Origin of the sequence: Caballeronia sp. INML1 (assembly GCF_023631085.1) — a bacterium.
Taxonomy (GTDB): Bacteria; Pseudomonadota; Gammaproteobacteria; order Burkholderiales; family Burkholderiaceae; genus Caballeronia; species Caballeronia turbans.
In genome coordinates this window covers 1-24,459 of record NZ_JALQDT010000037.1, presented here as the reverse complement: position 1 = coordinate 24,459, position 24,459 = coordinate 1, and the positions used below count along the sequence as shown (strand labels likewise).

The following is a 24,459-nucleotide window of genomic DNA, read 5'->3' as shown; positions in this document are numbered from 1 at the left end:
TCCCGCTCAAGGCTCGTCCGCTGCTGAAAGCGGTCGAGCGACATCCTCGAGCGATCTGCGCTCCGCCGCGACGCCCCAGATGCCCGCGACGACAGCCGCCGCGACCATCAAGAGCGATCCGATCAGATAGCCGACGAACACGGCGCCGCGCTCGTGGGTATCGATCAGCTGACCGAAAAGCGTCGGCCCGATGATGCCGCCGAGCGCCGTCCCGAACGCGTAGAACACCGCGATGGCGAGCGCGCGAATCTCCAGCGGGAACGTTTCGCTCACCGTCAGATACGCCGAGCTCGCCGCCGCGGACGCGAAGAAGAAAATCACCATCCACGCGATGGTCTGCGTCGTCACGGTCAGCATGCCGTGCATGAACATCCAGCCGCTTACGGTCAGCAGCACGCCCGAAATCGCATACGTGAACGCGATCATCTTGCGGCGGCCGAGCACATCGAAGAGCCTGCCGAGCAGGACGGGACCGAGGAAATTTCCGGCCGCGAACGGCAACACGTACCAGCCGATGTGATCGCCGGGCACGTGGTAGAAGTCGGTCAGCACGAGGGCGTACGTGAAAAAAATCGCGTTGTAGAAAAATGCCTGCGCCGTCATCAACGTGAGGCCGACCAGCGAGCGGCTGCGGTGCGCGTTGAAAAGCGTATGCACGACTTCGCGCAACCGCGTACCTTCGCGCGCGTGCAGGCGCAACGGCTTGACGGGCGTGTCGGGAATCTCGACGCCGTGCTGCCGAAAATGGGCTTCGATTTCCTCGACGACCTGTTTCGCTTCCTCCTCGCGATTGTGCGTGATGAGCCAGCGCGGGCTTTCCGGCACCCACATCCGCATGAAAAGGATCGTGAGACCGAGCGCCGCGCCGATCAGAAAGCACGCACGCCATCCCCAGTCGGACGGAAGCAGGGCGGGATCGAGCAGTACGATCGAGCCCGCCGCGCCGATGCCCGCGCCGACCCAGAACGTGCCGTTGATCGCGAGGTCGGTCCAGCCGCGCAGGCGGGCGGGCGTGAATTCCTGAATCGTCGAATTGATCGCGGTGTATTCGCCGCCGATGCCCGCGCCGGTCAGAAAGCGAAACAGCACGAACGTCGCGAGATTCCACGAGAACGCCGTCGCGGCGGTGGCGGCCACGTAAAGAAAGAGCGTGATGAAGAACAGCTTGCGCCGGCCGAGCCGGTCCGTGAGCCAGCCGAAGCCGAGCGCGCCGAGCACCGCGCCTGCGATATACGCGCTGCCCGCAATGCCGACATCCGCGTTCGAGAACTGCAGGGCGGGGCTCGACTTGAGCGCGCTCGCGACCGCGCCCGCCAGCGTCACTTCGAGTCCGTCGAGCAGCCAGGTGATGCCGAGCGCCAGCACGATCAGCGTATGGAAGCGGCCCCACGGCAGACGATCGAGGCGTCCGGGCAGATCGGTTTCGATGATCTCGGGACGATCGCTGGCTGTATCGATCAAACGGTTCTCCTGGGGCGCGGCGGTTTCGTTCATGTGTCGGCGGGATGCGTTCGCTGCGACTGCGCACGCAAGAGAGTGAACAAATTGCCGCGATGCACGCAAGTTACATTCCGCTTTTTGTCGAATAAACTCAATGGTTTAAAAATATCGGAAATGCGGTTGATGCCGTTTTCGGAACGTGTTAAAAACGCCGTCCATGTTTGAATGCGACGTCCTCACCCGACGCCGCCGATGCCCATGACTTATTGCGCGATCGATTTCGGCACGTCGAACTCCGCCGTCGCTTTGCCGGACGGCCTGTCGATCCGGCTGGCGCCCGTGGAAGGCGACGCGACCACGCTGCCCACCGCGGTTTTCTTCAACACCGACGAGAATAACCAGTCCTACGGCCGCGCGGCGCTCGAAGCGTACATCGACGGCTTCGACGGCCGGCTGATGCGCTCGATGAAGAGCATTCTCGGCTCGCCGCTCGCGGACAACAGCACCGATCTCGGCGACGGTTCCGCCATCAAGTACACCGACGTCATCACACTCTTTCTGCAGCATCTGAAGCAGAAAGCGCAAGCGCTCGCCGCCGAGCCGCTGACACGCGCGGTGCTCGGCCGTCCGGTTTTTTTCGTCGACGACGATCCGCGGGCGGACCATCTCGCGCAAAAACAGCTCGAAGCCTGCGCGCATGCGGTCGGTCTGCGGGAGATCCACTTCCAGTACGAGCCGATCGCCGCGGCGTTCGACTATGAAGCGGGCCTGACGAAAGAAGGACTCGTGCTGGTCGCGGATATCGGCGGCGGTACGTCGGACTTTTCGCTCGTGCGTGTCGGCCCGGAGCGCGCGCGCCATCTGGAGCGCAAGGACGATGTGCTCGCGCATCATGGCGTGCACGTTGCCGGAACGGATTTCGACCGCCGCGTGGAACTCGCAACCGTGCTGCGCGAGCTCGGTTATCAGTCGCTCGATCCCAAGGGGCGCGAATTGCCGAGCCCCGTGTACTTCGATCTCGCGACGTGGCATCTGATCAATACGGTCTATACGCCGAAACGTGTGAGCGAGTTGCAACTGATGCGCCATCTCTTTACGGACGTGCGCCATCACGACCGGTTGATGCGCGTCGTGTATCGCCGCCTTGGACACGCCCTGACGTCGCACGCCGAAGCGGCGAAGATCGATGTCGCGGCGGGCGGCACGACCGAAATCGACATGGAAGAGGTGGAAGAGGCGCTGCGCGTCGCCTTCGACGAGACGCAACTGATCGCGGCCGGCGCGGACGAAACGCGGCGGATCGTCGAGGCGGCGCAGGAAACGCTCAAACGGGCCGGCGTGGCGCCCGCCGACGTGGGCGCCGTCTATTTCACCGGCGGCACGACCGGGCTGCGGTTTTTGTCCGAAGCGCTGTCGGCCGCGTTTCCCGCCGCCCAGCCGGTGTTCGGCGATCGCCTCGCCAGTGTCGCGAAGGGGCTGGGCATCTACGCGCAGCGCATCTTCGTCTGAGCCGCGCGCGAGCCGGAGAGCCGGAAAAAAAGAAAACCCCGCCGAGGCGGGGTCTTCATACGAATCCTAGCGGTACTTAAACCGGCTTGATGTTCGCTGCTTGCTTGCCCTTCGGGCCAGTTTTCACTTCGTAGGAAACCTTCTGGTTTTCCTGAAGCGTCTTGAAGCCTTCGATGCGGATTTCCGAAAAGTGTGCGAACAGATCTTCGCCGCCGCCATCCGGAGTGATGAAGCCAAAGCCCTTTGCGTCATTGAACCACTTGACGGTACCGGTTTCCATGTTACGTATTCCAAAAAATTGATGAATAAGGCCGAAGCCCAAGGGTGCGGAAAATCAAGGAAGGGGCAATGGGACCAACCGGAGTACCGTGATGGCGAACTCGAAAGAACCAATTCACTCGCCACTTGAAATCCTGCAAGAAGGTTTATACGGCGAAACGATTTCGCGGTCAATTAATATCCGACAACTCTGAAGGGATTTTTCTGAGACAAGTGAGCAAAAGTTACAGAACTTGCAATTTCGGGCCGGATCGTCCTTCGAAAACACCACTTTAGGGCAAATCCTTTCCAGTATGCACTGCATTCGAAAGGTGCAACCGTTAAACTACGCGCCTTCTTAAAAGGTTGCACCGCGACATCGCCGGATCGGGGAAGCTCCCTGGCGGTCGGCGGAGGGGGCGGTGCTGCCGTGGGAATGCGCGCGCGGCGCGAGACACTGGAGAGAGAGTTGACGAGTTCGATACAAAGAAATATCGGCCCGATGGCACTTTTGTTGACCGGCCTTGGGTCCATCATCGGTTCAGGCTGGCTGTTCGGTGCCTGGAAAGCTGCCAAGATCGCCGGGCCGGCAGCGATCGTCGCATGGGTGATCGGCGCGGTCGTCATTCTGGCAATTGCACTGACCTATGCCGAACTCGGCGCGATGTTCCCCGAATCGGGCGGCATGGTGCGTTACGCGCGCTATTCGCACGGCGCGCTCGTCGGCTTCATCAGCGCGTGGGCGAACTGGATCGCGATCGTCTCGGTGATCCCGATCGAAGCCGAAGCGTCGATCCAATACATGAGCACCTGGCCGTATGACTGGGCGCACGCGCTCTTCGTCAACGAGTCGCTCACGCCGATGGGCCTCGGGCTGTCGGCGCTGCTCGTGATCGTTTACTTCATGCTGAACTATTGGGGCGTGAAGGTGTTCGCGCGTGCGAATTCCGCGATCACGATCTTCAAGTTCCTGATTCCCGCAGCGACCATCGCGGGCCTCGTCTTGACCGGGTTCCATTCCGAGAACTTCGGCACCACGTCGAGCTTCGCGCCGTACGGCTGGCCCGCGGTGCTGACGGCCGTGGCGACGAGCGGCATCGTTTTCAGCTTCAACGGGTTCCAGAGCCCGGTAAATCTCGCCGGCGAAGCCAGGCACCCCGCGCGCAGCGTTCCGTTCGCCGTGATCGGTTCGATTCTGCTCGCGCTCGTGATCTACGTGCTGCTGCAGATTGCGTACATCGGCGCGGTGAATCCGGCCGATGTGGCGAAGGGCTGGTCGCACTTCAACTTCGCGTCGCCGTTTGCGGAACTGGCGCTCGCGCTGAATCTGAACTGGCTCGCGTTCCTGCTTTATGTCGATGCATTCGTGAGCCCGAGCGGCACCGGCACGACCTATATGGCGACGACCACCCGCATGATCTACGCGATGCAGCGCAATAACACGATGCCGAAGATTTTCGGCATCGTGCATCCGTTCTACGGCGTGCCGCGCCCGGCGATGTGGTTCAACCTGCTCGTCGCGTTCATCTTCCTGTTCTTCTTCCGCGGCTGGAGCTCGCTCGCAGCGGTGATCTCGGTCGCGACGGTCATCTCGTACCTCACCGGCCCGGTCAGCCTGATGGCGCTGCGCCGCGCGGCTACCGACCTGGATCGCCCGCTCAAGCTGCCGATGATGGGCCTGATCGCGCCGTTCGCGTTCGTGTGCGCGTCGCTCGTGCTGTTCTGGGCGAAGTGGCCGCTCACCGGCGAGATTATTCTGCTGATGGTCGTGGCGCTTCCGGTCTACTTCTACTTCCAGGGCAAGACAGGATTTGCGGGCTGGGGCCGCGATCTGAAGGCGGCGTGGTGGCTCGTGGCCTATTTGCCGTCGATGGCGGTAATGTCGCTGATCGGCAGCAAGGATTTCGGCGGCAGCGGGCTTCTGCCGTACGGCTGGGACATGGCTGCGGTCGCCGTGCTCGCGCTGATCTTCTACTACTGGGGCGTGCATACGGGCTATCGCACGAAGTACCTCGACGAACGCGAGAGCCGCGACGACATTCTTCACGAAGTCGGCGCCTGATTCTTTCCGCTTCACGACAAATACAAAAACCCGCCCGAGCGATCAGGCGGGTTTTTTCATTTCGACGCAGGTTTCGACGTCAATCGTCGGTGAACACGTAGTTGGTCATCGCGAGCGCGCGCTGGAACGTGCCGAGCGACTGGATGCCCAGCCGATAGTCGTCCGCCGCCGCGCCGAGCGCGCTGAACACGGGCAGAAGATGTTCGTCGGTCGGATGCATCAGCGCGGCGTGCGGCGCGCGGGCGCGATAGTCGAGCAGGGCGTCGATATCGCGCTCGGTCATGCGGCGCTCGAACCAGTCGGTGAACTCGGCCACGCGCGGATCGGCGTCTTCCGGACGCGCGCTGAAATCGGCCATGCGCAGATTGTGCGTGATCTGCCCGGAACCGACGATCATCACGCCGTCATCGCGCAACTCGCGCAATGCGCGGCCGATACGGAAATGATGCGCGGCGTCGAGATGCGGCTGTATCGATAGTTGCGCGACCGGGACGTCCGCATCCGGAAACATCAGCAGCAGGGGCACCCATGCGCCGTGATCGAGCCCACGATCCGCTGTCGCCGCGGGAATGCCTTGCTCGCCCAGCACCGCCGTGGCGCGTTTCGCCACACCGGGCGCGCCTGGCGCCGGATAGCGCAATTCGTAAAGGGCGCGCGGGAAGCCATAAAAATCGTGGATCGTCTCCGGCCGTTGGGCAGTGCTCGCCGCCGGCTGCGCCGTGCCCCAGTGGGCGGACAACATCAGAATGGCGCGCGGGCGTGGCAGCGTCTGTCCGAGCGAGGCAAACTCGGCGGACGGCATCGACGGATCGATCGGCAACGTCGGCGCGCCGTGGGAAATGAAAACGGTGGGCAGTCGGCTCATGGCAGCAAGTTCCTGTGGGGTCTGCCCTCAATGTAGGGCCACGAGCTGTGTTGATAAACGGCTCGAACGGCAATGCATTGTGTCGTCGCCGTTGTTAATCCGGCGCTTCGCCGCGCAGACCTTGCCAGGCGGGCGCAACCGGCTCGCCGATACTGAATAAACCGATGACGCGCGCGACCGTGTGATCAACCATTTCTTCGATCGTCGCGGGTTTTTGATAGAACGCGGGCAAGGGCGGAAAGATCACGCCGCCCATCTCGGTGACGGCCGTCATGTTGCGCAGATGCGCGAGATTGAATGGCGTCTCGCGCACGAGCAGCACGAGGCGGCGGCGCTCTTTCAGCACGACGTCGGCGGCGCGGGTGATGAGATTGTCGGAAAGACCATGCGCGATGCTCGCGAGCGTGCGCATCGAGCACGGGGCCACGACCATGCCGTCGGTCGCGAATGAACCGGACGCGATAGTCGCGCCGACATCACGCACGCTATGGACGACGTCCGCGAGCGCGTGGACCGTGGCCTTGTCGAGATCGAGTTCGTGCTGGATGTTGAGCCAGCCGGCGCTCGAAACGAGCAAGTGCGTTTCGACGCCGGAAAGCCGGCGCAACGTCTCGAGCAGACGGACGCCGTAGATGGCGCCCGTTGCGCCGGTAATCGCGACGATGAGCCGTCGTTTTGCGGCAGCGGGGGCGCTCACTTGCGGAAAAAACTCAGGCTGCGGCGAAGAGCTGCTGCAGTTCGCCCGATTGATACATCTCCATCATGATGTCCGAGCCGCCGATGAACTCGCCCTTCACGTAGAGCTGCGGAATGGTCGGCCAGTTCGAGAATTCCTTGATGCCCTGGCGGATCTCGTCGTCTTCGAGGACGTTCACGGTCTTGATCTGATCGACGCCGCATGCCTTCAGCACCTGGATCGCGCGGCCCGAGAAACCGCACATCGGGAATTGCGCCGTGCCTTTCATGAAAAGGACGACGGGGTTTTGATCGACGATCTGCTTGATGCGTTCTTGCGTGTCCATGGCGTTCCTGCGCTTGAAGTCGGTGGAATGATGGTTGAAATGATAGCGGATTTCGGTTTGGCGGGCTGACGGGAGCCAGATGCTCAGGCCGTGAAAAGACCACCGGAGCAGCGCTCGATGCCAGCGAGATCGCGCATCGAGCGGACATCGGTGAAGCCGCGTGCCTTGAGCAGCTCGCGCACGGATTGCGCCTGATCGTAGCCGTGCTCGATCCACAAGGCGCCGTTCGTCGTCAGCAGAAACGGCGCCGTCCCGATGATCGTGCGGATCGCGGACAAGCCGTCGGCGTCGTCGGTGAGCGCGGCGCGCGGCTCGAAACGCAAGTCGCCTTGCGCGAGATGCGGATCGTCGCTCGCGATATAGGGCGGATTGCTCACGATCGCCTCGAACATGAGCGATGGATCGGTGTTCGCGGTCCAGTCGCTTTCGATGAATGTAACGGGCCCGCCTTCGCGCGTCGCTTCGAGCAGCGCGCGTGCGTTGTCTCGTGCGACATCGAGCGCGGCGCTCGATCGGTCGACCGCCCACACGCGCGCATCGGGCCGCACATGAGCGATCGAAATTGCGATAGCGCCGGTGCCGGTGCCGAGATCGAGCACGCGCGGGTTTGTCTTATCGGCGATGGACTCGAGCGCGAGCTCCACGAGCAATTCGGTTTCCGGCCGCGGGATCAGCACGTCCGGCGTCACGCCGAATTCGAGGCCGAAAAACTCGCGGCGGCCGGTCAATTGCGCAATCGGCTCGCCGTTCAGACGTCTCGCCGCGAGCGCGTCGAAGCGCGCAACCGCATCCGCATCGAGCGGTTCACGATCACGCGTGATGAGTTCGGTGCGCCGCCAGCCGAGCACATGCATCAGCAGAATGCGCGCTTCGAGTTGCGGCAGTCCGGCAGCGCGCAGCAACTCGGCTGCCGTGCTCAATCGGTTTCCCCGAGTGCCGCGAGTTGCTCGGCCTGATGCTCGGAAACGAGCGAGGCGATCATTTCATCGAGATCGCCGTCCATGATGTATTCGAGCTTGTACAACGTCAGGTTGATGCGGTGATCCGTCATGCGCCCCTGCGGGAAGTTGTACGTGCGGATGCGCTCCGAGCGGTCGCCCGAGCCGATCAGACTCTTGCGCGTCGCCGCTTCCTTCGCGTGCTGCTCGTGGTACTGCTTGTCCTTGATGCGCGCGGCGAGCACCTTCAGCGCGCGATCCTTGTTCTTGTGCTGCGAGCGGTCGTCCTGACATTCGACGACGATGCCCGTCGGCAGGTGCGTGACGCGCACGGCGGAATCCGTCTTGTTGATGTGCTGCCCGCCCGCACCCGACGCGCGGAACGTATCGATACGCAAGTCGGCTGGATTGATGACGACTTCACTGATTTCATCGGCTTCCGGCATCACCGCGACCGTGCACGCTGACGTGTGGATGCGCCCTTGCGTTTCCGTCGCCGGCACGCGCTGCACGCGATGCCCGCCCGATTCGAACTTGAGCCGCGAATACGCGCCTTGTCCGGCGATGCGCACGATCACTTCCTTGTAACCGCCGAGATCCGACACGCTCTCCGACATCGTCTCGACGGTCCATCGGTTACGTTCCGCGTAGCGAAGATACATGCGCAGCAAATCGCCCGCGAACAGCGCGGATTCGTCGCCGCCCGTGCCCGCGCGGATTTCGATGAAGATGTTGCGGTCGTCGTTCGGATCTTTCGGCAAGAGCATCATCTGCAAGTCGCTTTCGATCTTCGTCATGCGCTCGCGCGCCTCGCCGATTTCCTCTTCGGCGAAATCCCGCATCGACGGATCGGAGAGCAGTTCCTGCGCGGTGGCTTCGTCGGTCAACGCCTGACGCCAGAGCGCGTATTGATCGACGATCGGACTGATTTCCGCGTGCTCGCGCGTGAGCTTCCGATACTGGTCCATATCGGCTGTCACGTCTTCACGGCTCAACAATTCGTTGAGATCGACCTGCCGTTTTGCAAGCTGGTCGAGCTTGCTCTGCATGCTCGTTTTCATCGGGCGGAATCGGCGCGGTCAGCGCCAGGAAATACTGCGATCAGAGAGCGCCGCGCGGGCCGCGCGGAGCGTTTGAGAATAGCAAAGAGAAAGCCGCTAACGTTCCGACGAATCGGACGACGATCCGTGGCGATAGAAGCCGCTCATCAGGTCGATGAGCTGGTCGCGCTCCTCACGGCTCGCGCGGTTGAGCGCGTGTGTCGGGCCGTGAATCAGCTTGTTCGTGAGGGATTGCGACAGCGCTTCGAGCACGGCGGCGGGGTCGTCGCCGCGCGCGAGCATCTTGCGCGCGCGCTCGACTTCGGCGCGGCGCAGCGTGTCCGCCTGCGTGTGCATGTGACGGATGACCGGCACGATGCTGCGCGCATCGAGCCACTGCATGAAATTCGCGACGCGCGTCTCGATGATCGCCTCGGCCTGCGCGACCGCAGCCTGGCGCGACGCGTTGCCTTCGCGGACGATCGCGCCGAGATCGTCGACGGTGTAGAGGAAGACGTCGTGAAGATTGCCGACTTCGGGCTCGATGTCGCGCGGCACGGCGAGATCGACCATAAAAATCGGCCGATGGCGACGCGCCCGCACCGCACGCTCGACTGCACCGAGACCGATGATCGGCAGCGTCGACGCCGTGCACGACACGATGATGTCGAACTCGTGCATGCGCGCGGGTAGTTCGGAGAGCGGAATCGCGTGGCCATTGAAGCGCCCGGCGAGCTTCTCGCCGCGCTCCGCCGTCCGGTTTGCGACGACCAACTCACGTGGGTTCTGCGCGGCGAAGTGAGTCGCGCAGAGTTCGATCATTTCGCCCGCGCCGATGAACAGCACACGCTGGCTCGAAATGTTCTCGAAGATGCGCTGCGCGAGACGCACGGCGGCGGCGGCCATCGACACCGACTGCGCGCCGATTTCCGTCGTCGTGCGTACTTCCTTCGCCACCGCGAATGTGCGCTGGAACAACTGATTGAGATACGTGCCGAGCGCGCCGGCTTCGGACGCCGTGCGCACGGCGTCCTTCATTTGTCCGACGATTTGCGTCTCGCCGAGCACCATCGAATCGAGCCCCGATGCGACGCGGAACGCATGACGCACGGCTTCCGACTGCGGCAGCGCATAGACGTGCGGCGCGAGTTCGGGAACGGGGATGCTGTGATACTTCGAGAGCCACTGGATCGCGGCTTCGCGGGCGGCGGCGTCGTCAGTGGCGCAGTAGAGTTCGGTGCGGTTGCAGGTCGAGAGGATGGCCGCTTCGGGCGATGCCTTCGCGAGCGGTCCCAGCCAGATGTCCTTCAGCGCGCCCAGCGCGGGCTTGAGCTGTTCGAGCGGAAACGCCACGCGTTCGCGCAGGGCGACAGGCGCAGTGTGGTGATTGATTCCGATCGTGAGGAGCTGCATTTTTTGAGCTGATGCTTTGGGCCTAAGCCGGTCGCCTTTCAGATAGCCCAATATTATAGCCTTTTGCGTATTTCTTCATTTATAGGTGGCATTTGGGGCGCGAGCAGTGGCCGATGCCGCTTACGCCACCCAGCGTGGCGATGAGCTTCCGCCCACGGTTCATGCGCGTGACAGAAAGCCGCGGCGTACAGTTCAGCGGAAAAACTTGGCAAGCTCGGCCGCGCGCGCTTCCAGTTCTTCGATTGAGATCTCGCCGGTGCGGGACGCCATCCGACGGTTTCTGGCGCTGTCCTCCTCTTCACATATCTGGAGGCGCGAGGCAGAGTCGTGATGGAGGTGAAACAGCGCGGCCTTAGGATCCGAGAGCGCATGCCACCGCACGCCGAGTCGCGCTGCGCGCAGAAACAAGTCGTCATCTTCGCCTCCCCAGCCGATGAAGCCGGGGTCCAGCCCGCCGATGCGGATGAATTCCGCGCGTTTGAAGAGATTGATCGCCCCGGCGTATTGGCGTACAGCAGACTTATTTCGTCTGGTAAATCACTCTCCAAAAATGGAGCGAATTCGGCGAAATCGCCCGATTCGATGAACGATTGGCGGCGATTACCCGAAACATTCAATACGCGTGTAAAAGGACAAAGCGCATCGCTGTTGTTACAGTCGATCAGCGCGTCAAGCGCCGCCTTCATGAAAGACGGATTCGCGATCATATCGGCATCGTGCAGGCAAATAATCGGGCTCTTAGCCATGAGGGCGCCGAGATTGACCAGTCGCGCCTTCGGAAAAGGGCCCGTGTCATGCACGAACAAATGCCTGATTCTCGGGTCGCCGAATTCGCACCAATCGAACCTAGGCGTGGCATCTGCCTCGATCAACCAGATCTGATAGTCCGAGTAGGTACGGGCCAAGTGGCGAAGGACGGCGCTCAGATTGTCACGCCTCTCGTGGTTGGCGCCGCGATAGGTGATGATCATTTCGAGACCGCGCAGGGAAATCACATTGTTTTCCGTCATGAAAGATGCCTCTGGAAATCGCTCCGCTGCGTTAGCGATCGAGCGATATTAATGCGAGTTTTGACTGTTATATCGAGCACATTCGCGAAGCCTAAGTTCACTTCCAGCGCTTTTATCCGGATTATTCCGATAAATGCGGGTGCCATCTGATGCAAAATCGTAACATCCTGTCGAATGGGAAAAACTCGGAAAATTCACATAAGCGTCTCAACTGGAAATGCGGTTGTTGAATGTTCCTTGACTCCGGAAGACTCGTCCACGCCGTGTGCGGGGCCGGATCGGAGTCTTGCGCTGGCCATACCCGGCCCCTAAACTCAACGGCTGCATCCGCCGAGAATTGTCCAGACCATGCCCGTAATCCAGAACGCTTCACTTTTCGCTAAATCGATTCCCGCGGAGCAGCGCCGCTGATGGGTTGGATCGGACTGATTTTTCTCGGCGCGGTAATCGGCGCGGCGGGCTGGTGGCTGCATCCGCTGCGGCGTGCGGGACGCGGCGCGCGCGGTCCGGCGGGACGCATCTGGACGGCGATCGCCGCTGGCATACTGGCGACGGTCGTCGCGCGCATGCTCGGCAATATCGTCGACGTCTATCACGATGGCGATACGCTCGAATGGCTCGCGTGTGCGGTCTTCGCGTTCCTCGTCGTGACGACGACCGTCGGACTGGCGGCGCGCCGCTGATCTACTTTTTCTGCGTGCGGCGGGTGATCCTCGCCGCGCGCCGTGCTCTTCGCGCCCCACGCGGGCTTTCAAGCAGGTGACTTCATGAACGATCGCATTGCAGATTCAGCCATTCCGGAGCCCGCGATGTTCGCGAGACGCATCGAGTCGTTGCGCGGCCAGATGGCGCTCGAAAAGCTCGCCGCCGTGCTCATCCCGTCCGCCGATCCGCACCTCTCCGAATATCTGCCGGAACGCTGGCAAGGACGCCAGTGGCTCTCGGGCTTCACCGGATCGGTCGGCACGCTCGTGGTGACGGCGGATTTCGCGGGTGTCTGGGTCGACAGCCGCTACTGGACACAGGCCGAAGCGCAACTCGCCGGTACCGGCATCGCGCTCATGAAGATGATGGGCGGCCAGCAAACCGCGCCGCACGTCGAATGGCTCGCGGAACACGTGCCCTCGGGCGCGACCGTCGCCGTCGATGGCACGGTGCTCGGCGTCGCAGCGGCGCGCGCATTGTCCGAAGCGCTGACCGCGCGCGGCATCGTGCTGCGCACCGATCTGGACCTGCTGAATTCGGTGTGGCCGGCGCGCCCCGGCTTGCCTGAAGCGGCCGTCTACGAGCACGCCGCGCCACATGCGAGCGTCACCCGCGCGGAAAAGCTCGCGCAGGTGCGCGGCGCGATGCAGGCGAAAGGCGCGCAATGGCACTTCGTTTCCACGCTCGACGACCTCGCGTGGATCTTCAATCTGCGCGGCGGCGATGTGAGCTACAACCCGGTTTTCGTCGCGCATGCGCTGATCGGTCTCGATGACGCGACGATCTTCGTCGCCGATGGCAAGGTTCCCGCCACGCTCGTCGAATCCCTCGCACGCGACAACGTGCACGTCGCACCGTATCGGGCCGCGCCGGAATCGCTCGCGGCGTTGCCGGCGGACGCGACGCTCCTGATCGACCCGCGCCGCATCACGCACGGGCTGCTGGAGAAGGTGCGCGCGTCGGTGAAGATCGTCGAGGCAGTCAATCCGTCGACGTTCGCCAAATCGCGCAAGACAGCGGCCGAAGCGGACCACATTCGCGCGACGATGGAACAGGACGGCGCCGCGCTCGCCGAATTCTTCGCGTGGTTCGAAGAGGCGCTCGGCCGCGAACGCATCACGGAACTGACGATCGACGAGAAGCTGACCGCCGCGCGCGCGCGTCGTCCGGGCTTCGTCACGCTGAGCTTCGCCACGATCGCGGGCTTCAACGCCAATGGCGCGATGCCGCATTACCGCGCCACCGAGACCTCCCATGCCGTGATCGAAGGCAACGGCTTGCTCTTGATCGATTCGGGCGGCCAGTATTTGAGCGGAACGACGGACATCACGCGTGTCGTGCCGATCGGCGAAATCGAGGCCGCGCACAAGCGCGATTTCACCGTCGTGCTGAAGGGCACGATGGCGCTTTCCCGCGCGCGCTTTCCACGGGGCATCCGTTCGCCGATGCTCGATTCGATCGCCCGCGCGCCGATCTGGGAAGCGGGCGCGGACTACGGTCACGGCACGGGGCATGGCGTCGGCTACTTCCTGAACGTGCACGAAGGTCCGCAGGTGATCTCGCACTACGCGCCGGCCGAATCCTGGACGGCGATGGAAGAGGGCATGATCACGTCGATCGAGCCGGGCATCTATCGGCCGGGCAAGTGGGGCATCCGCATCGAAAATCTCGTGTTGAACCGCGCGGCGGGCAAGACCGAGTTCGGCGATTTCCTCGAATTCGAAACACTGACGCTGTGCCCGATCGATACGCGCTGCATCGACTTGTCGCTGTTGCGTGAGGACGAGCGCGCATGGCTCAACGCGTATCACGAGACGGTTCGCACACGCGTGTCGCCGCATGTGTCGGGCAAAGCGCTGGCGTGGCTCGAAGAGCGGACGAAGGCGATCTGACGAGGAGCGCGGCGAGATGACCATCAAGGCCGTGGTGTTCGATTTCGGCGGCGTGTTGATCGACTGGAATCGCGAGTATCTCTACAAACATCTGATTCCCGACGAAACCGAGCGCCGCTGGTTTCTCGACAACGTCTGCAAGATGGAGTGGGTCGTGCAGCAGGACGGTGGACAGACGATCGAAGAAGGCACGGCCGAGTTAATCGCGCAATATCCCGAGCACGAAGCGCTGATTCGCGCGTTCTATGCGCGCTGGCCGGAAATGGTGGCGGGCGCGATGCAAGAGGGCGTCGCGCTCGTCGACCGGCTCGAGGCCGCGGGCGTGCCGCTCTTTGGCCTCACGAACTGGTCGGCGGAAACTTTTCCGTACGCGTGGGAGCGCTTCGACGTGCTGCGGAAGTTTCGGGAGATCGTCGTGTCGGGGCGCGTCGGTCTCGTGAAGCCCGATCCGCAGATCTTCGATTTGATGCGCGCGGAGATCGACAAGCACTTGCCGGGCGTTCGGCCAGACGAGCTCGTGTTCATCGACGACAATCTGAAGAACGCGCAAGCCGCGACCGCGCTCGGCTGGCACGGCGTCCACTACACCGGCGCACTGGACACGGAAACGAAGCTGCGCGCGCTGAATCTGCCGATCTGAACGCGCACATGCAACGCGCTACTGCCCCAGCAGATTCTTCAGCGCGTTGCCGATTCCCCGCACCGTATCGCCCGCGCCGCGCGCGACGCCTTCGGCGCTCACGCCGAGGGCTTTCGCGAAACCGGCCGCGAGCTTCTTCGACAGACTTTCGCTGAGCGAAAACTTCGGATCGCGCAAATCGCCGTCGAGCACGAAATCGAGCTTGATCTGCTCCTTGCGGTCCTTCAGCGCGGCGATCGCGGCTTTGGTCGGGATCGAGAGAAAGGTGTCGAGCGGATTGCCGGCGTCGCTGATCTGCAGGTGATTCAGCGTGAGCGTGCCGGGCGCGTGAATGCGGTAGGCCTTCACGGTGGCATCGATCGACAAGTCGATGGTGCCGCCCGTTACGGCCGCCTTTGCGCCGGCCTTCTTGAGCAGATACGGATCGAGCGTCGCGACATCGACGTTGCGCAGTGTCGCGCGCGTCTGCGAATCCTTGTTCGCGATGACCATCCAGCCGCCCCATGTCACATTGCCCGTGTGCGACGGCCCCTTGATCGAGCCGGTCATCGAAAGCTCGGTGCGGTCGGTGAGGGCGGGCAGATGAATGTGATCGACGGTGGCGCGCGCATCGCCGATCAGCACGCGGTACGGCGGGTTCTGCACGGAGCCGTCGAAGAACTCCATCGAACCGCGCTCGAACGACACGCGATCGATGAGCTTTTCCTCTCGCGCGTGTTCCTCGCGTTCCTTGCTGTCGGGCGTGGCGTTGGCTTCCTGCGCAGTTTCCCTGAGCCCCGGCAGGATGCGCACGCGGCCCTCGGCGGAGCGGACGATGGACAGATAGTAGTTGTCGACGCTCACGCTGCGCAGATGAACCGGCTTCGTGATGAGCGAACGCATGTCGACATCGAGCACGATGCGTTCGGCGCGCATGGCGTCGCTCGCGGGCCAGTCTTTCGGGCCGCGCAGGCGCACGCGCGAGAGCGTCACCTGACCGAAGGCGACGTCGATTTCTTCCACCGAACCGCTTGGGCCGAGCGTCTCGATGATGCGCTCTTTGATCTGATGCACGGCGAAAAGCCAGCCGCCGATCGCCACGACGAAAAGCGCCACCACGATTCCGATTGCCCAAAGCGCTCCCCGCCTCGCGCTCGATCCCGCCATCTGCGTGTGTCTCCCGTGTCGGCTTATCGGAAAGTGCCGCTCGAAAATGAAAGTGGCGACTGCGTCCTACACAGTCGCCACTTTCGTACCTGATGTCCGTGCGCGCGCCCGCATTGGTGCGCGCCGCGAATCATCAGATGTTTGCCATGCTCAGCGCGTGATCGGCTTGTAGCGCAGACGCTTCGGCTTCGCTGCTTCTTCGCCGAGGCGCTTGCGCTTGTCGGCTTCGTATTCCTGGTAATTGCCGTCGAAGAATTCGACATGCGAATCGCCTTCGAACGCGAGGATGTGCGTGGCGATACGGTCGAGGAACCAGCGATCGTGCGAGATCACCATGACCGAGCCGGCGAATTCCAGCAGCGCGTCTTCGAGCGCGCGGAGCGTTTCGACGTCGAGGTCATTGGACGGTTCGTCGAGCAGCAGCACGTTTCCGCCGGCGATCAGCGTCTTCGCCAGATGCAGACGACCGCGCTCGCCGCCCGACAGATTGCCGACGAGCTTCTGCTGATCGCTGCCCTTGAAGTTGAACCGGCCGATATACGCGCGCGACGGCGTTTCGTACTTGCCGACCGTGAGCACGTCGGCGCCGCCGGAGATTTCCTCGAACACGGTCTTGTCGGCGGCGAGCGCGGCGCGGCTTTGATCCACGTAAGCGAGCTTGACGGTCGGCCCCTTGACGATCTCGCCCGAATCCGGCTGCTCCTTGCCGGTCAGCATGCGGAAGAGCGTCGACTTGCCGGCGCCGTTCGGCCCGATGATGCCGACGATTGCGCCGGCCGGAATCTTCATGTCGAGATTGTCGATGAGCAGGCGATCGCCGTATGCCTTGCTGACGTTCTTGAACTCGATGACCTCATTGCCCAGACGATCGCCGACCGGAATGAAGATTTCCTGGGTCTCATTGCGCTTCTGGTATTCCTGGCTGTTGAGCTCCTCGAAACGCGCGATGCGCGCCTTCGATTTCGCCTGACGGCCCTTGGGGTTCTGGCGCACCCATTCGAGTTCCTTCTTGATCGCCTTTTGACGCGCGGATTCGCTCGATTCTTCCTGCTTCAGGCGGTCTTCCTTCTGGTCGAGCCAGCTCGAATAGTTGCCCTTCCACGGAATGCCGTGGCCGCGGTCGAGTTCGAGAATCCATTCGGCGGCGTTGTCGAGGAAGTAGCGATCGTGCGTCACCGCGACGACGGTGCCCGGATAGCGCGTGAGGAACTGCTCCAGCCATTCGACGGATTCGGCGTCGAGGTGGTTGGTCGGCTCGTCGAGCAGCAGCATGTCGGGCTTTTGCAGCAGCAGCTTGCAGAGCGCGACGCGGCGCTTTTCCCCGCCCGACAGATGTTCGATTTTCGCGTCCCATGCGGGCAGGCGCAGCGCGTCGGCGGCGACTTCGAGCTGTTGCTCGGGGCTGCCGCCATCGCTCGTCGAGAGAATCGCTTCGTACTTCGCCTGTTCGGCGGCGAGCTTGTCGAAGTCGGCGTCGGGCTCGGCGTAGGCGGCGTAAATTTCGTCGAGCTTCTTTTGTGCCTGGAAGACGTCGCCGAGACCTTCCTCGACGGCCTGACGCACGGTCTGCTGCGGATCCAGTTGCGGCTCCTGCGGCAGATAGCCGATGTTCAGGTTCGGCATCGGCGTGGCTTCGCCTTCGATGTCCTTATCGACGCCCGCCATGATCCTGATGAGCGTCGACTTGCCGGAACCGTTCAGGCCGAGGAGGCCGATCTTCGCGCCGGGAAAGAACGAGAGGGAGATGTCTTTCAGGATCTGACGCTTCGGCGGGACGATTTTGCCGACGCGGTTCATGGTGAAGACGTATTGGGCCATGTTGTCCGTGATTGATTGAGGGTATGAACGCGGCGCGTTCGAGTCGGCGCGCGAGGATGTCCGGTCGCGCGGTTTCGCGCGTTCCCGCCGTCGCGCCTGGCGCGCGCGGGATCAAATGGCATTGTACTTCGCGGTGCCATCGGTCACTGCCAGCTCGCCACGCCGCCGTGTCTCGAACACGTGCCGCTGTGATGCTGGCTGAAGCTGTAGGTGCCGTCGCGGCATCGGGCGGTCGCGCCTGTGGGGACCGTGCCCGAGCGCGTGTGCGCGGGCGAGTGGACGAGGTTGCCGTCGTGATTGACGTAGTGGCCGTGGTTGTCGAGGTCGGATTCGTCTGGTTGCGGCTGGTATTGATATTGATAGCCGCGATAGCCGAAGGCGCCGGGTGTCCACACGACGCTCGTCACGATCAGCGCGGTCACCGCGAACGCACGCAACGCGCTCATCGACGCGTGTCTCTTCATCTTCTTTTGCTCTCTCGTTGTTGTTATTTATCGCGCATCGGTGCGCTGCCTTGCCGCGCAAGAAAAAAGCGGAGCCCCTTTATCGGGTACTCCGCTTCGCGAGGCAAGCAGCTTTGACTGTTCTTGACGTTTTACACGTTGAACAGGAAGTTCATGACATCCCCATCATGAACGACATACTCCTTCCCCTCCGCCCGCATCTTCCCCGCTTCCTTCGCGCCTTGTTCGCCCTTATAAGCGATGTAGTCATCGAACGAAATTGTCTGCGCACGGATGAAGCCACGCTCGAAATCCGTGTGAATGGCGCCGGCGGCCTGCGGCGCCGTATCGCCGATATGAATCGTCCACGCGCGCACTTCCTTCACGCCCGCCGTGAAGTAGGTGTGCAGGCCGAGTAGCTTGAAACCCGCGCGAATCACGCGGTTCAAACCCGGCTCGTCCATGCCCATATCGGCGAGGAAGTCTTTCTTGTCGGCATCGTCGAGATCCGCGATTTCCGCTTCGATCGCCGCACACACCGCGACCACCGGCGCGTTCTCCGCTTCCGCGTGCTTGCGCACCGCGTCGAGGTACGGATTGTTCTCGAAGCCGTCGTCCTTCACGTTTGCGACGTACATCGTCGGCTTCGACGTGATGAGACACAGCGGCTTGATGGTCAGCTGTTCTTCGTCGGTCAGCGAGAGACCGCGCACCGGCTTCGCCTGATCCAGTTGCGCGCGCACCTTCTCGAGCACGGCGACGAGTTTCGCCGCTTCCTTGTCGTTGCCCGACTTCGCCGCCTTCGAGTAACGCGTGAACGCCTTTTCGACCGTCGCCAGATCGGCGAGCGCGAGTTCGGTGTTGATGACTTCGATATCCGCGATCGGGTCGATCTTCCCCGCGACGTGGATCACGTTCTCGTCTTCGAAGCAGCGCACGACATGCGTGATTGCATCCGTCTCGCGGATGTTCGCCAGAAACTGGTTGCCAAGGCCTTCACCCTTCGACGCACCCGCAACGAGACCCGCGATATCGACGAACTCGACCACCGCCGGCAGGATGCGCTCTGGCTTCACGATCTCGGCGAGCGCGTTCAGACGCGGATCCGGCACTTCGACCACGCCGACGTTCGGCTCGATCGTGCAGAACGGATAGTTCTCGGCGGCAATGCCCGCCTTGGTCAAAGCATTGAAAAGTGTGGACTTGCCGACGTTGGGCAAGCCGACGATGCCGCATTGGAGGCTCATGGGATCCTTCGAACTGGTGAGACGGCGCGGGCCGCGCAGGTTTCGTCAAAATGGTGCGCAAAGAGCGGGCGAGGACCGCCCGCCACGCTGCGGCCGCCTCAGGCGGCCGGGCAAACCGCTATTGTACCGCCGTGCCGACGCCCGCAAGCGGCACCCTCGGCCGGCAAACCCGTTCGAACCCCACGGCTATAATGCCCGGATGACTCCGCATCCCCTCAGATTCCACGCAGTCGTCGTCGGCGGCGGGCTCGTCGGCAAGACGGCCGCGCTCGCGCTCGCCCAATCCGGTCTGCGCACCGCGCTCATCGCGTCGCGCCCCGCCGGTCTGCCGCCGGGCGCAGCGTTCGATTCGCGCATCTACGCGCTGTCCTCGAGCTCGCAGGCGCTGCTCGAGCGGCTGCGCGTCTGGCAGGCGCTCGATCGCTCGCGTCTCGGTCCGGTGTTCCACATGCGTGTTTTCGGCGACGCCCACGCGGAACTGCACTTCTCGGCGTTCCAGGCGTCGGTGCCGCAACTCGCGTGGATCGTGGAATCGTGGCTGATCGAACAGTCGCTCGATGCCGCGTTGCGCTTTCAGCCGAGCCTCTCGTGGTTCGAATCGCGCGCGCAGGGCATGACGGTCGAGGCCGACGCCGCGCATGTCGCGCTCGCGAGCGGCGAAATGCTCGAAACGGATCTGATCGTCGGCGCCGACGGCGCGCATTCCTGGGTGCGCGCTCAAATGGGCGCGAAGATGAATCGTCGCGATTATCGGCAGACGGGTGTCGTCGCCAATTTCCGGGCCGAGCGGCCGCACGGCGAAACCGCATATCAATGGTTCCGCGATACGGAAATCATCGCGCTGCTGCCGTTGCCCGGCGATCACGTTTCGCTCGTGTGGTCGGCACGCACGGAGCACGCCGACGAACTGCTCGCGCTCGATCCCGCTCAACTCGCGGCCCAGGTCGAACAGGCGACGCAAAACATGCTCGGCACGCTCGATTGCGTGACGCCCGCGCAGGGCTTTCCGCTCGGGCTGCAGACCGTGGACAAGCTGATCGCGCCGCGCGTCGCGCTCGTTGGCGATGCCGCGCATCTGATTCACCCGCTCGCGGGGCAGGGCATGAACCTCGGCCTGCGTGACGTGGCCGCGCTGGCTGACGTCATCGCCAACAAAGAGTCGTTCCGCGATCTCGGCGATCCGATTCTGCTGCGCCGCTATGAACGCGCGCGCCGCGAAGACATCCAGAAGCTCATGTTCGCGACCGACGGCCTGCAGCGGCTCTTTTCCGTGCCGGGCACGCTTGCGCGCGCGGTCCGTAACACGGGCATGGCGTTCGTCGGCGCGCAGCCGCTCATCAAGCGCTGGCTTGTGTCGGCGGCGCTCGGCTGAGACAGTCCATTGATATTCCACAGGCGCGACGCACGCGCTACGCTCAAGCGACTCACAGGAAACCGCATGAAAACCACCTTTCGCATCGCTCTCGCGACGGCCGCTGCGCTCGCCGTGACGCTCAGCATCGGCTGTTCGGCGCAGGCCGATGAAGTCACCGACAAGATCAAGTCGGCGCTCGAATCGCGCATGGGCGACGCCACCATCAAGAGCATCCAGAAGACGCCCGTGCCGGGACTATACGAAGTGAATCTCGGCTCGCAGATCATCTATAGCGATGCGACCGGCAACTACGTGCTGATCGGCGATCTCGTCGACACGCGCAGCAGCAAGAACCTCACCGAGGCGCGGCTCTCGGAAACGAACAAGATCGACTTCGCGAAGCTGCCGTTCGAAGACGCGGTGAAGGTCGTGAAGGGGAACGGCAAGCGCAAGATCGCGGTGTTTTCCGATCCGAACTGCCCATACTGCAAGCAACTCGAATCGACGCTGAAATCGATCGACAATGTCACCGTCTACACCTTCCTTTACCCGGTGCTCTCGCCGGATTCGACGGCCAAGTCGAAGTCGATCTGGTGCGCGCAGGATCGCGCGAACGCGTGGGAAAGCTGGATGCTCGACCGCAAGACGCCGCCCATGGCAGCGTCGTGCGACACGACTGCCATCGACAAGAACCTGAAGCTCGGCCGCTCGATGAACGTCACCGGCACGCCGACCGTGTTTCTCGCCGATGGCCGCCGTCTGCCGGGCGCCGTGCCCGCCGACCGGCTCGAAAAGGAACTGTCCGCCGTGCGCTGAGCGCGGCTCGAACGAGGAAAGGAGGCGCGTCATGCGCCTCCTATGTTTTTACGGCCTTGCTTTTGCGAAAGCGCAGCGTAAAGAAGCAAGGCGCCGGGCGTGGCCAGGCGCGCCCAGAACAAGAACAAGGACATCGAGATGACTACGCTCATGCAAACGGTGCAGCCCGTGCGCTACCGCATCGTTCCGAAAAATCCCGCCGCGCATCTCTTCGAAGTGACGCTCACCGTTGCAGAGCCGGATCCGGCTGGCCAGCGGTTCATGTTGCCGGTGTGGATTCCTGGCAGCTACATGATCCGCGAGTTCGCGCGCAATATCGTGACGCTGCAGGCGTTCAACGCGGCGGGCCGCCGGGTCGCGATCGAAAAGATCGACAAGCACGCATGGCAAGCCGCACCGGTCGACGGACCGATCACGCTGCGCTACGAGGTCTACGCGTGGGACATGTCGGTGCGCGCCGCGCATCTGGACGACACCATCGGCTTCTTCAACGGGACGAGCACGTTCCTCGCGGTGGAAGGGCAGTCGGCCGCGCCGTGCATCGTCGATATCGAACCGCCGCAGGGCGGCGCGTATCGCAACTGGCGCGTCGCGACGGCGCTCGCCGAGGCGCGCGGCACGAAGCGCTACGGCTTTGGCAGCTATGAAGCGGCGAATTACGACGAACTCGTCGATCAGCCCGTCACGCTCGGCGAATTCGCGCTCGGCAGCTTCACCGCGCACGGCGTGAAGCATGACATCGTGATTTCGGGGCGCGTCGTCAATCTCGACATGAACCGGCTCGCCGCGGATCTGAAGCGCGTCTGCGAAGCGCAAATCGCGCTTTTCGAGCCGCGCACGAAGAAGGCGCCGGTGGAACGCTACGTGTTCATGACCGTCGCCGTCAGCGATGGTTATGGCGGGCTCGAGCATCGCGCATCGACGGCGCTGATCTGCAATCGCACCGATCTGCCCGTGCTGGGCCGCCCGGAAACGACCGAAGGCTATCGCACCTATCTCGGTCTGTGCAGCCACGAGTACTTCCATACGTGGAACGTGAAGCGCATCAAGCCGGCGGCGTTCGCGCCGTACGATCTGTCGCAGGAGAATTACACGACGCTGCTGTGGCTCTTCGAAGGCTTCACGTCCTACTACGACGATCTGTTGCTCGTGCGCAGCGGCCTCATCTCGGCGGGCGATTACTTCAACCTGCTCGGCAAGACGATCGGCAGCGTGCTGCGCGGCACGGGGCGCCTCAAGCAGTCCGTCGCGCAAAGCTCGGTCGATGCTTGGGTGAAGTACTATCGCGCCGACGAAAACGCGCCGAACGCGATCGTCAGCTACTACCAGAAAGGCTCGCTCGTCGCGCTGGCGTTCGATCTGTCGATCCGCGCGCAAACCGACAACCGCAAATCGCTCGACGACGTGATGCGCCTCCTCTGGCAACGCTACGGGCGCGAGTTCTACCACGGCAAGGCGCGCGGACTTATGGAGGAAGACGTCGAGGCGCTCTTCGCCGAAGCGACCGGCGCGGACCTGCGCTCGCTCTTCCGCGACGGCGTGCGCGGCACGCGCGATCTGCCGCTCGACGCGCTGCTCGAGCCGTTCGGCATCGCGATGGCGCCCGATTTGCCGGGCAACGGCGCATCGGTCAAGCCTTCGCTCGGCGCGCGTGTGCGCGGCGGCGCGGATTGCACGCTTGCCGTCGTGCATGAAGGCAGCGCGGCGCAGAAGGCGGGATTGTCGGCGGGTGATGTGCTCGTCGCAATCGACGGACTGCGCATCACCGGCTCCAATCTCGACGCGCTGCTGTCGCGCTATCTGCCGGGCACGAAGGTGGAAGTGCACGCGTTCCGCCGCGACGAGCTGCGCCGCACCGAGCTCAGGCTCGACGGGCCGGAAGTCGCGCGCTACGTGCTGACCGCCATCGACGGACGCGGCCCGTCGAAACAATGGCGCGAGCGCTGGCTGAAAGGCTGATTCCGGAGGCGGATTGTTCTACCGGTGCAACGATCCGTCACGACCGCACGGCTTTTTCTCGACCGTCGAAAAACGAAGAATGCTTCCTAAGCCGGGCGCCGACGGTGCCCGAAACCCGATCAAGGAACAGGAACCCATCATGACGACGATTCTGCAAATCAACTCCGCCGCCCGTTCGCAAGGTGCTCAATCGACGCTGCTCGCCGACGAACTGACCGCGAAACTGCAACAAAGCAACCCGGGCGCAAAGCTGGTCGTGCGCAATCTGCTGGGCGACAACCTTCCGCACCTCGACGACGCCACGCTCGGCGCGTTCTTCACGCCCGCCGATCAGCGCAGCACGGAACAAGCCGCGATCAACGCGAAGAGCGAAGCGCTGATCGCCGAGTTGCAGGCGGCGGATGTCGTCGTGATCGCAGCACCCCTGTACAACTTCGGCATCTCGTCGCAACTGAAGACGTACTTCGACTGGATCGCGCGTGCCGGCATCACCTTCCGCTATACCGCGAACGGTCCGGAAGGCCTCGTGAAGGGCAAGAAGGTGTACGTGGTGTCGGCGCGCGGCGGCAAGTACGCAGGCACGCCGAACGATTCGCAGACGCCGTTCCTTACGACGTTCCTCGGCTTCCTCGGCATGACCGACGTGAGCTTCATTTACGCCGAAGGCCTGAACATGGGGCCGGAAGTGGCTGGCGCGGCGCTGGCGTCGGCGCGTGAGGCCATTGCGGCTGTCTAAGCGTCTCTCTTCAAGAAGAAAACCCCGCTTATGCGGTAATGCCGTTCAGTTAGCGCTGAACGGCATTTTTGTTTATGGGGTGAGAAGTGGTTGTAAACGGAGCGCCGGGCTGTTAACTTTCCGGTGCGATGCTTGCCGACCACCTC

Annotated in this window: 22 protein-coding genes; 9 read left to right on the top strand and 13 right to left on the bottom strand. The window is 63.1% G+C overall.

Annotation, left to right across the window (positions count from 1 at the left end):
- Positions 1 to 6 precede the first annotated feature (6 nt).
- Positions 7 to 1,494, bottom strand: coding sequence for an MFS transporter (locus NCR38_RS11910; protein WP_061121672.1), 1,488 nt, complete (start codon positions 1,492 to 1,494; stop codon positions 7 to 9).
- 204 nt (positions 1,495 to 1,698) lie between these two features.
- Between NCR38_RS11910 and NCR38_RS11905 the strand changes: the two genes are divergently transcribed.
- Positions 1,699 to 2,949, top strand: coding sequence for an Hsp70 family protein (locus NCR38_RS11905; RefSeq protein ID WP_250477144.1), 1,251 nt, complete (start codon positions 1,699 to 1,701; stop codon positions 2,947 to 2,949).
- A gap of 76 nt (positions 2,950 to 3,025) precedes the next feature.
- On the opposite strand, the gene NCR38_RS11900 is transcribed toward NCR38_RS11905, so the two are convergent.
- Complete coding sequence (locus tag NCR38_RS11900) at positions 3,026 to 3,229, bottom strand: cold-shock protein (RefSeq protein WP_007000074.1); 204 nt, start codon at positions 3,227 to 3,229, stop codon at positions 3,026 to 3,028.
- Between the two features lie 447 nt (positions 3,230 to 3,676).
- Between NCR38_RS11900 and NCR38_RS11895 the strand changes: the two genes are divergently transcribed.
- Positions 3,677 to 5,269 carry an APC family permease gene (locus tag NCR38_RS11895; RefSeq protein ID WP_250477135.1) on the top strand — a complete coding sequence of 531 codons (1,593 nt, stop codon included), beginning with the start codon at positions 3,677 to 3,679 and terminating at the stop codon, positions 5,267 to 5,269.
- A gap of 79 nt (positions 5,270 to 5,348) precedes the next feature.
- Here NCR38_RS11895 and NCR38_RS11890 read toward each other — a convergent pair whose 3' ends face one another.
- The 7 genes from NCR38_RS11890 to NCR38_RS11860 form a co-directional block, all read right to left on the bottom strand.
- The gene (locus NCR38_RS11890; RefSeq protein WP_250477134.1) at positions 5,349 to 6,134 is read right to left on the bottom strand and encodes a class III extradiol ring-cleavage dioxygenase; all 786 of its coding nucleotides are present in this window, start codon (positions 6,132 to 6,134) and stop codon (positions 5,349 to 5,351) included.
- Between the two features lie 94 nt (positions 6,135 to 6,228).
- On the bottom strand, positions 6,229 to 6,831 hold the full coding sequence (locus tag NCR38_RS11885; protein WP_250477133.1) for a UbiX family flavin prenyltransferase: 603 nt from the start codon (positions 6,829 to 6,831) through the stop codon (positions 6,229 to 6,231).
- A gap of 13 nt (positions 6,832 to 6,844) precedes the next feature.
- The gene (gene grxD / locus NCR38_RS11880; protein ID WP_061121677.1) at positions 6,845 to 7,156 is read right to left on the bottom strand and encodes a Grx4 family monothiol glutaredoxin; all 312 of its coding nucleotides are present in this window, start codon (positions 7,154 to 7,156) and stop codon (positions 6,845 to 6,847) included.
- A gap of 83 nt (positions 7,157 to 7,239) precedes the next feature.
- Positions 7,240 to 8,076, bottom strand: coding sequence for a peptide chain release factor N(5)-glutamine methyltransferase (gene prmC / locus NCR38_RS11875; protein ID WP_250477132.1), 837 nt, complete (start codon positions 8,074 to 8,076; stop codon positions 7,240 to 7,242).
- Positions 8,073 to 9,155, bottom strand: coding sequence for a peptide chain release factor 1 (gene prfA / locus NCR38_RS11870; protein WP_061121679.1), 1,083 nt, complete (start codon positions 9,153 to 9,155; stop codon positions 8,073 to 8,075). The genes prmC and prfA overlap by 4 nt, the downstream gene beginning before the upstream one ends.
- 96 nt (positions 9,156 to 9,251) lie before the next feature.
- Positions 9,252 to 10,547 carry a glutamyl-tRNA reductase gene (hemA, locus tag NCR38_RS11865; protein ID WP_250477131.1) on the bottom strand — a complete coding sequence of 432 codons (1,296 nt, stop codon included), beginning with the start codon at positions 10,545 to 10,547 and terminating at the stop codon, positions 9,252 to 9,254.
- Between the two features lie 192 nt (positions 10,548 to 10,739).
- Positions 10,740 to 11,012, bottom strand: coding sequence for a galactosyltransferase-related protein (locus NCR38_RS11860; RefSeq protein ID WP_250477143.1), 273 nt, complete (start codon positions 11,010 to 11,012; stop codon positions 10,740 to 10,742).
- 955 nt (positions 11,013 to 11,967) lie between these two features.
- Here NCR38_RS11860 and NCR38_RS11855 point away from each other — a divergent pair.
- The 3 genes from NCR38_RS11855 (at position 11,968) to NCR38_RS11845 (ending at position 14,794) form a co-directional block, all read left to right on the top strand.
- Positions 11,968 to 12,240, top strand: coding sequence for a hypothetical protein (locus tag NCR38_RS11855; protein WP_061121682.1), 273 nt, complete (start codon positions 11,968 to 11,970; stop codon positions 12,238 to 12,240).
- A gap of 126 nt (positions 12,241 to 12,366) precedes the next feature.
- Complete coding sequence (locus NCR38_RS11850) at positions 12,367 to 14,154, top strand: aminopeptidase P family protein (RefSeq protein ID WP_250477142.1); 1,788 nt, start codon at positions 12,367 to 12,369, stop codon at positions 14,152 to 14,154.
- Between the two features lie 16 nt (positions 14,155 to 14,170).
- Positions 14,171 to 14,794: an HAD family hydrolase gene (locus NCR38_RS11845; protein ID WP_250477130.1), complete on the top strand. Its 624-nt coding sequence runs from the start codon at positions 14,171 to 14,173 to the stop codon at positions 14,792 to 14,794.
- A gap of 18 nt (positions 14,795 to 14,812) precedes the next feature.
- On the opposite strand, the gene NCR38_RS11840 is transcribed toward NCR38_RS11845, so the two are convergent.
- The 4 genes from NCR38_RS11840 to ychF all read right to left on the bottom strand — a co-directional run bounded on the left by NCR38_RS11840 (position 14,813) and on the right by ychF (position 19,448).
- Positions 14,813 to 15,940: a DUF748 domain-containing protein gene (locus NCR38_RS11840; protein ID WP_061121685.1), complete on the bottom strand. Its 1,128-nt coding sequence runs from the start codon at positions 15,938 to 15,940 to the stop codon at positions 14,813 to 14,815.
- A 150-nt stretch (positions 15,941 to 16,090) separates the two neighbouring features.
- Entirely contained in the window at positions 16,091 to 17,758 is a 1,668-nt protein-coding gene (gene ettA, locus NCR38_RS11835) for an energy-dependent translational throttle protein EttA (RefSeq protein WP_250477129.1), read from the bottom strand.
- A 143-nt stretch (positions 17,759 to 17,901) separates the two neighbouring features.
- Positions 17,902 to 18,222, bottom strand: a complete 321-nt coding sequence (locus NCR38_RS11830) for a DUF3761 domain-containing protein (RefSeq protein WP_250477128.1) — start codon at positions 18,220 to 18,222, stop codon at positions 17,902 to 17,904.
- A 131-nt stretch (positions 18,223 to 18,353) separates the two neighbouring features.
- Entirely contained in the window at positions 18,354 to 19,448 is a 1,095-nt protein-coding gene (ychF, locus tag NCR38_RS11825) for a redox-regulated ATPase YchF (protein ID WP_061121687.1), read from the bottom strand.
- A gap of 199 nt (positions 19,449 to 19,647) precedes the next feature.
- On the opposite strand from ychF, the gene NCR38_RS11820 reads away from it, so the two are divergent.
- The 4 genes from NCR38_RS11820 to NCR38_RS11805 all read left to right on the top strand — a co-directional run bounded on the left by NCR38_RS11820 (position 19,648) and on the right by NCR38_RS11805 (position 24,313).
- Complete coding sequence (locus NCR38_RS11820) at positions 19,648 to 20,820, top strand: UbiH/UbiF family hydroxylase (protein ID WP_250477127.1); 1,173 nt, start codon at positions 19,648 to 19,650, stop codon at positions 20,818 to 20,820.
- 66 nt (positions 20,821 to 20,886) lie between these two features.
- A complete protein-coding gene (locus NCR38_RS11815) occupies positions 20,887 to 21,618 on the top strand; it encodes a DsbC family protein (RefSeq protein ID WP_250477126.1) in 732 nt (243 codons plus the stop codon).
- A 159-nt stretch (positions 21,619 to 21,777) separates the two neighbouring features.
- Positions 21,778 to 23,577: a M61 family metallopeptidase gene (locus tag NCR38_RS11810; RefSeq protein WP_250477141.1), complete on the top strand. Its 1,800-nt coding sequence runs from the start codon at positions 21,778 to 21,780 to the stop codon at positions 23,575 to 23,577.
- Between the two features lie 139 nt (positions 23,578 to 23,716).
- The gene (locus NCR38_RS11805) at positions 23,717 to 24,313 is read left to right on the top strand and encodes an FMN-dependent NADH-azoreductase (RefSeq protein ID WP_250477125.1); all 597 of its coding nucleotides are present in this window, start codon (positions 23,717 to 23,719) and stop codon (positions 24,311 to 24,313) included.
- Positions 24,314 to 24,459 lie beyond the last annotated feature (146 nt).

Coding starts and splice junctions, on each gene's coding strand:
- NCR38_RS11805 (WP_250477125.1), top strand. CDS start 23,717: ATGACGACGATTCTGCAAATCAACTCCGCCGCCCGTTCGCAAGGTGCT.
- grxD (WP_061121677.1), bottom strand. CDS start 7,156: ATGGACACGCAAGAACGCATCAAGCAGATCGTCGATCAAAACCCCGTC.
- NCR38_RS11900 (WP_007000074.1), bottom strand. CDS start 3,229: ATGGAAACCGGTACCGTCAAGTGGTTCAATGACGCAAAGGGCTTTGGC.
- NCR38_RS11890 (WP_250477134.1), bottom strand. CDS start 6,134: ATGAGCCGACTGCCCACCGTTTTCATTTCCCACGGCGCGCCGACGTTG.
- NCR38_RS11850 (WP_250477142.1), top strand. CDS start 12,367: ATGTTCGCGAGACGCATCGAGTCGTTGCGCGGCCAGATGGCGCTCGAA.
- NCR38_RS11830 (WP_250477128.1), bottom strand. CDS start 18,222: ATGAAGAGACACGCGTCGATGAGCGCGTTGCGTGCGTTCGCGGTGACC.
- NCR38_RS11855 (WP_061121682.1), top strand. CDS start 11,968: ATGGGTTGGATCGGACTGATTTTTCTCGGCGCGGTAATCGGCGCGGCG.
- NCR38_RS11845 (WP_250477130.1), top strand. CDS start 14,171: ATGACCATCAAGGCCGTGGTGTTCGATTTCGGCGGCGTGTTGATCGAC.
- hemA (WP_250477131.1), bottom strand. CDS start 10,547: ATGCAGCTCCTCACGATCGGAATCAATCACCACACTGCGCCTGTCGCC.
- NCR38_RS11815 (WP_250477126.1), top strand. CDS start 20,887: ATGAAAACCACCTTTCGCATCGCTCTCGCGACGGCCGCTGCGCTCGCC.
- NCR38_RS11820 (WP_250477127.1), top strand. CDS start 19,648: ATGACTCCGCATCCCCTCAGATTCCACGCAGTCGTCGTCGGCGGCGGG.
- ychF (WP_061121687.1), bottom strand. CDS start 19,448: ATGAGCCTCCAATGCGGCATCGTCGGCTTGCCCAACGTCGGCAAGTCC.
- prfA (WP_061121679.1), bottom strand. CDS start 9,155: ATGAAAACGAGCATGCAGAGCAAGCTCGACCAGCTTGCAAAACGGCAG.
- ettA (WP_250477129.1), bottom strand. CDS start 17,758: ATGGCCCAATACGTCTTCACCATGAACCGCGTCGGCAAAATCGTCCCG.
- NCR38_RS11840 (WP_061121685.1), bottom strand. CDS start 15,940: ATGGCGGGATCGAGCGCGAGGCGGGGAGCGCTTTGGGCAATCGGAATC.
- NCR38_RS11910 (WP_061121672.1), bottom strand. CDS start 1,494: ATGAACGAAACCGCCGCGCCCCAGGAGAACCGTTTGATCGATACAGCC.
- NCR38_RS11905 (WP_250477144.1), top strand. CDS start 1,699: ATGACTTATTGCGCGATCGATTTCGGCACGTCGAACTCCGCCGTCGCT.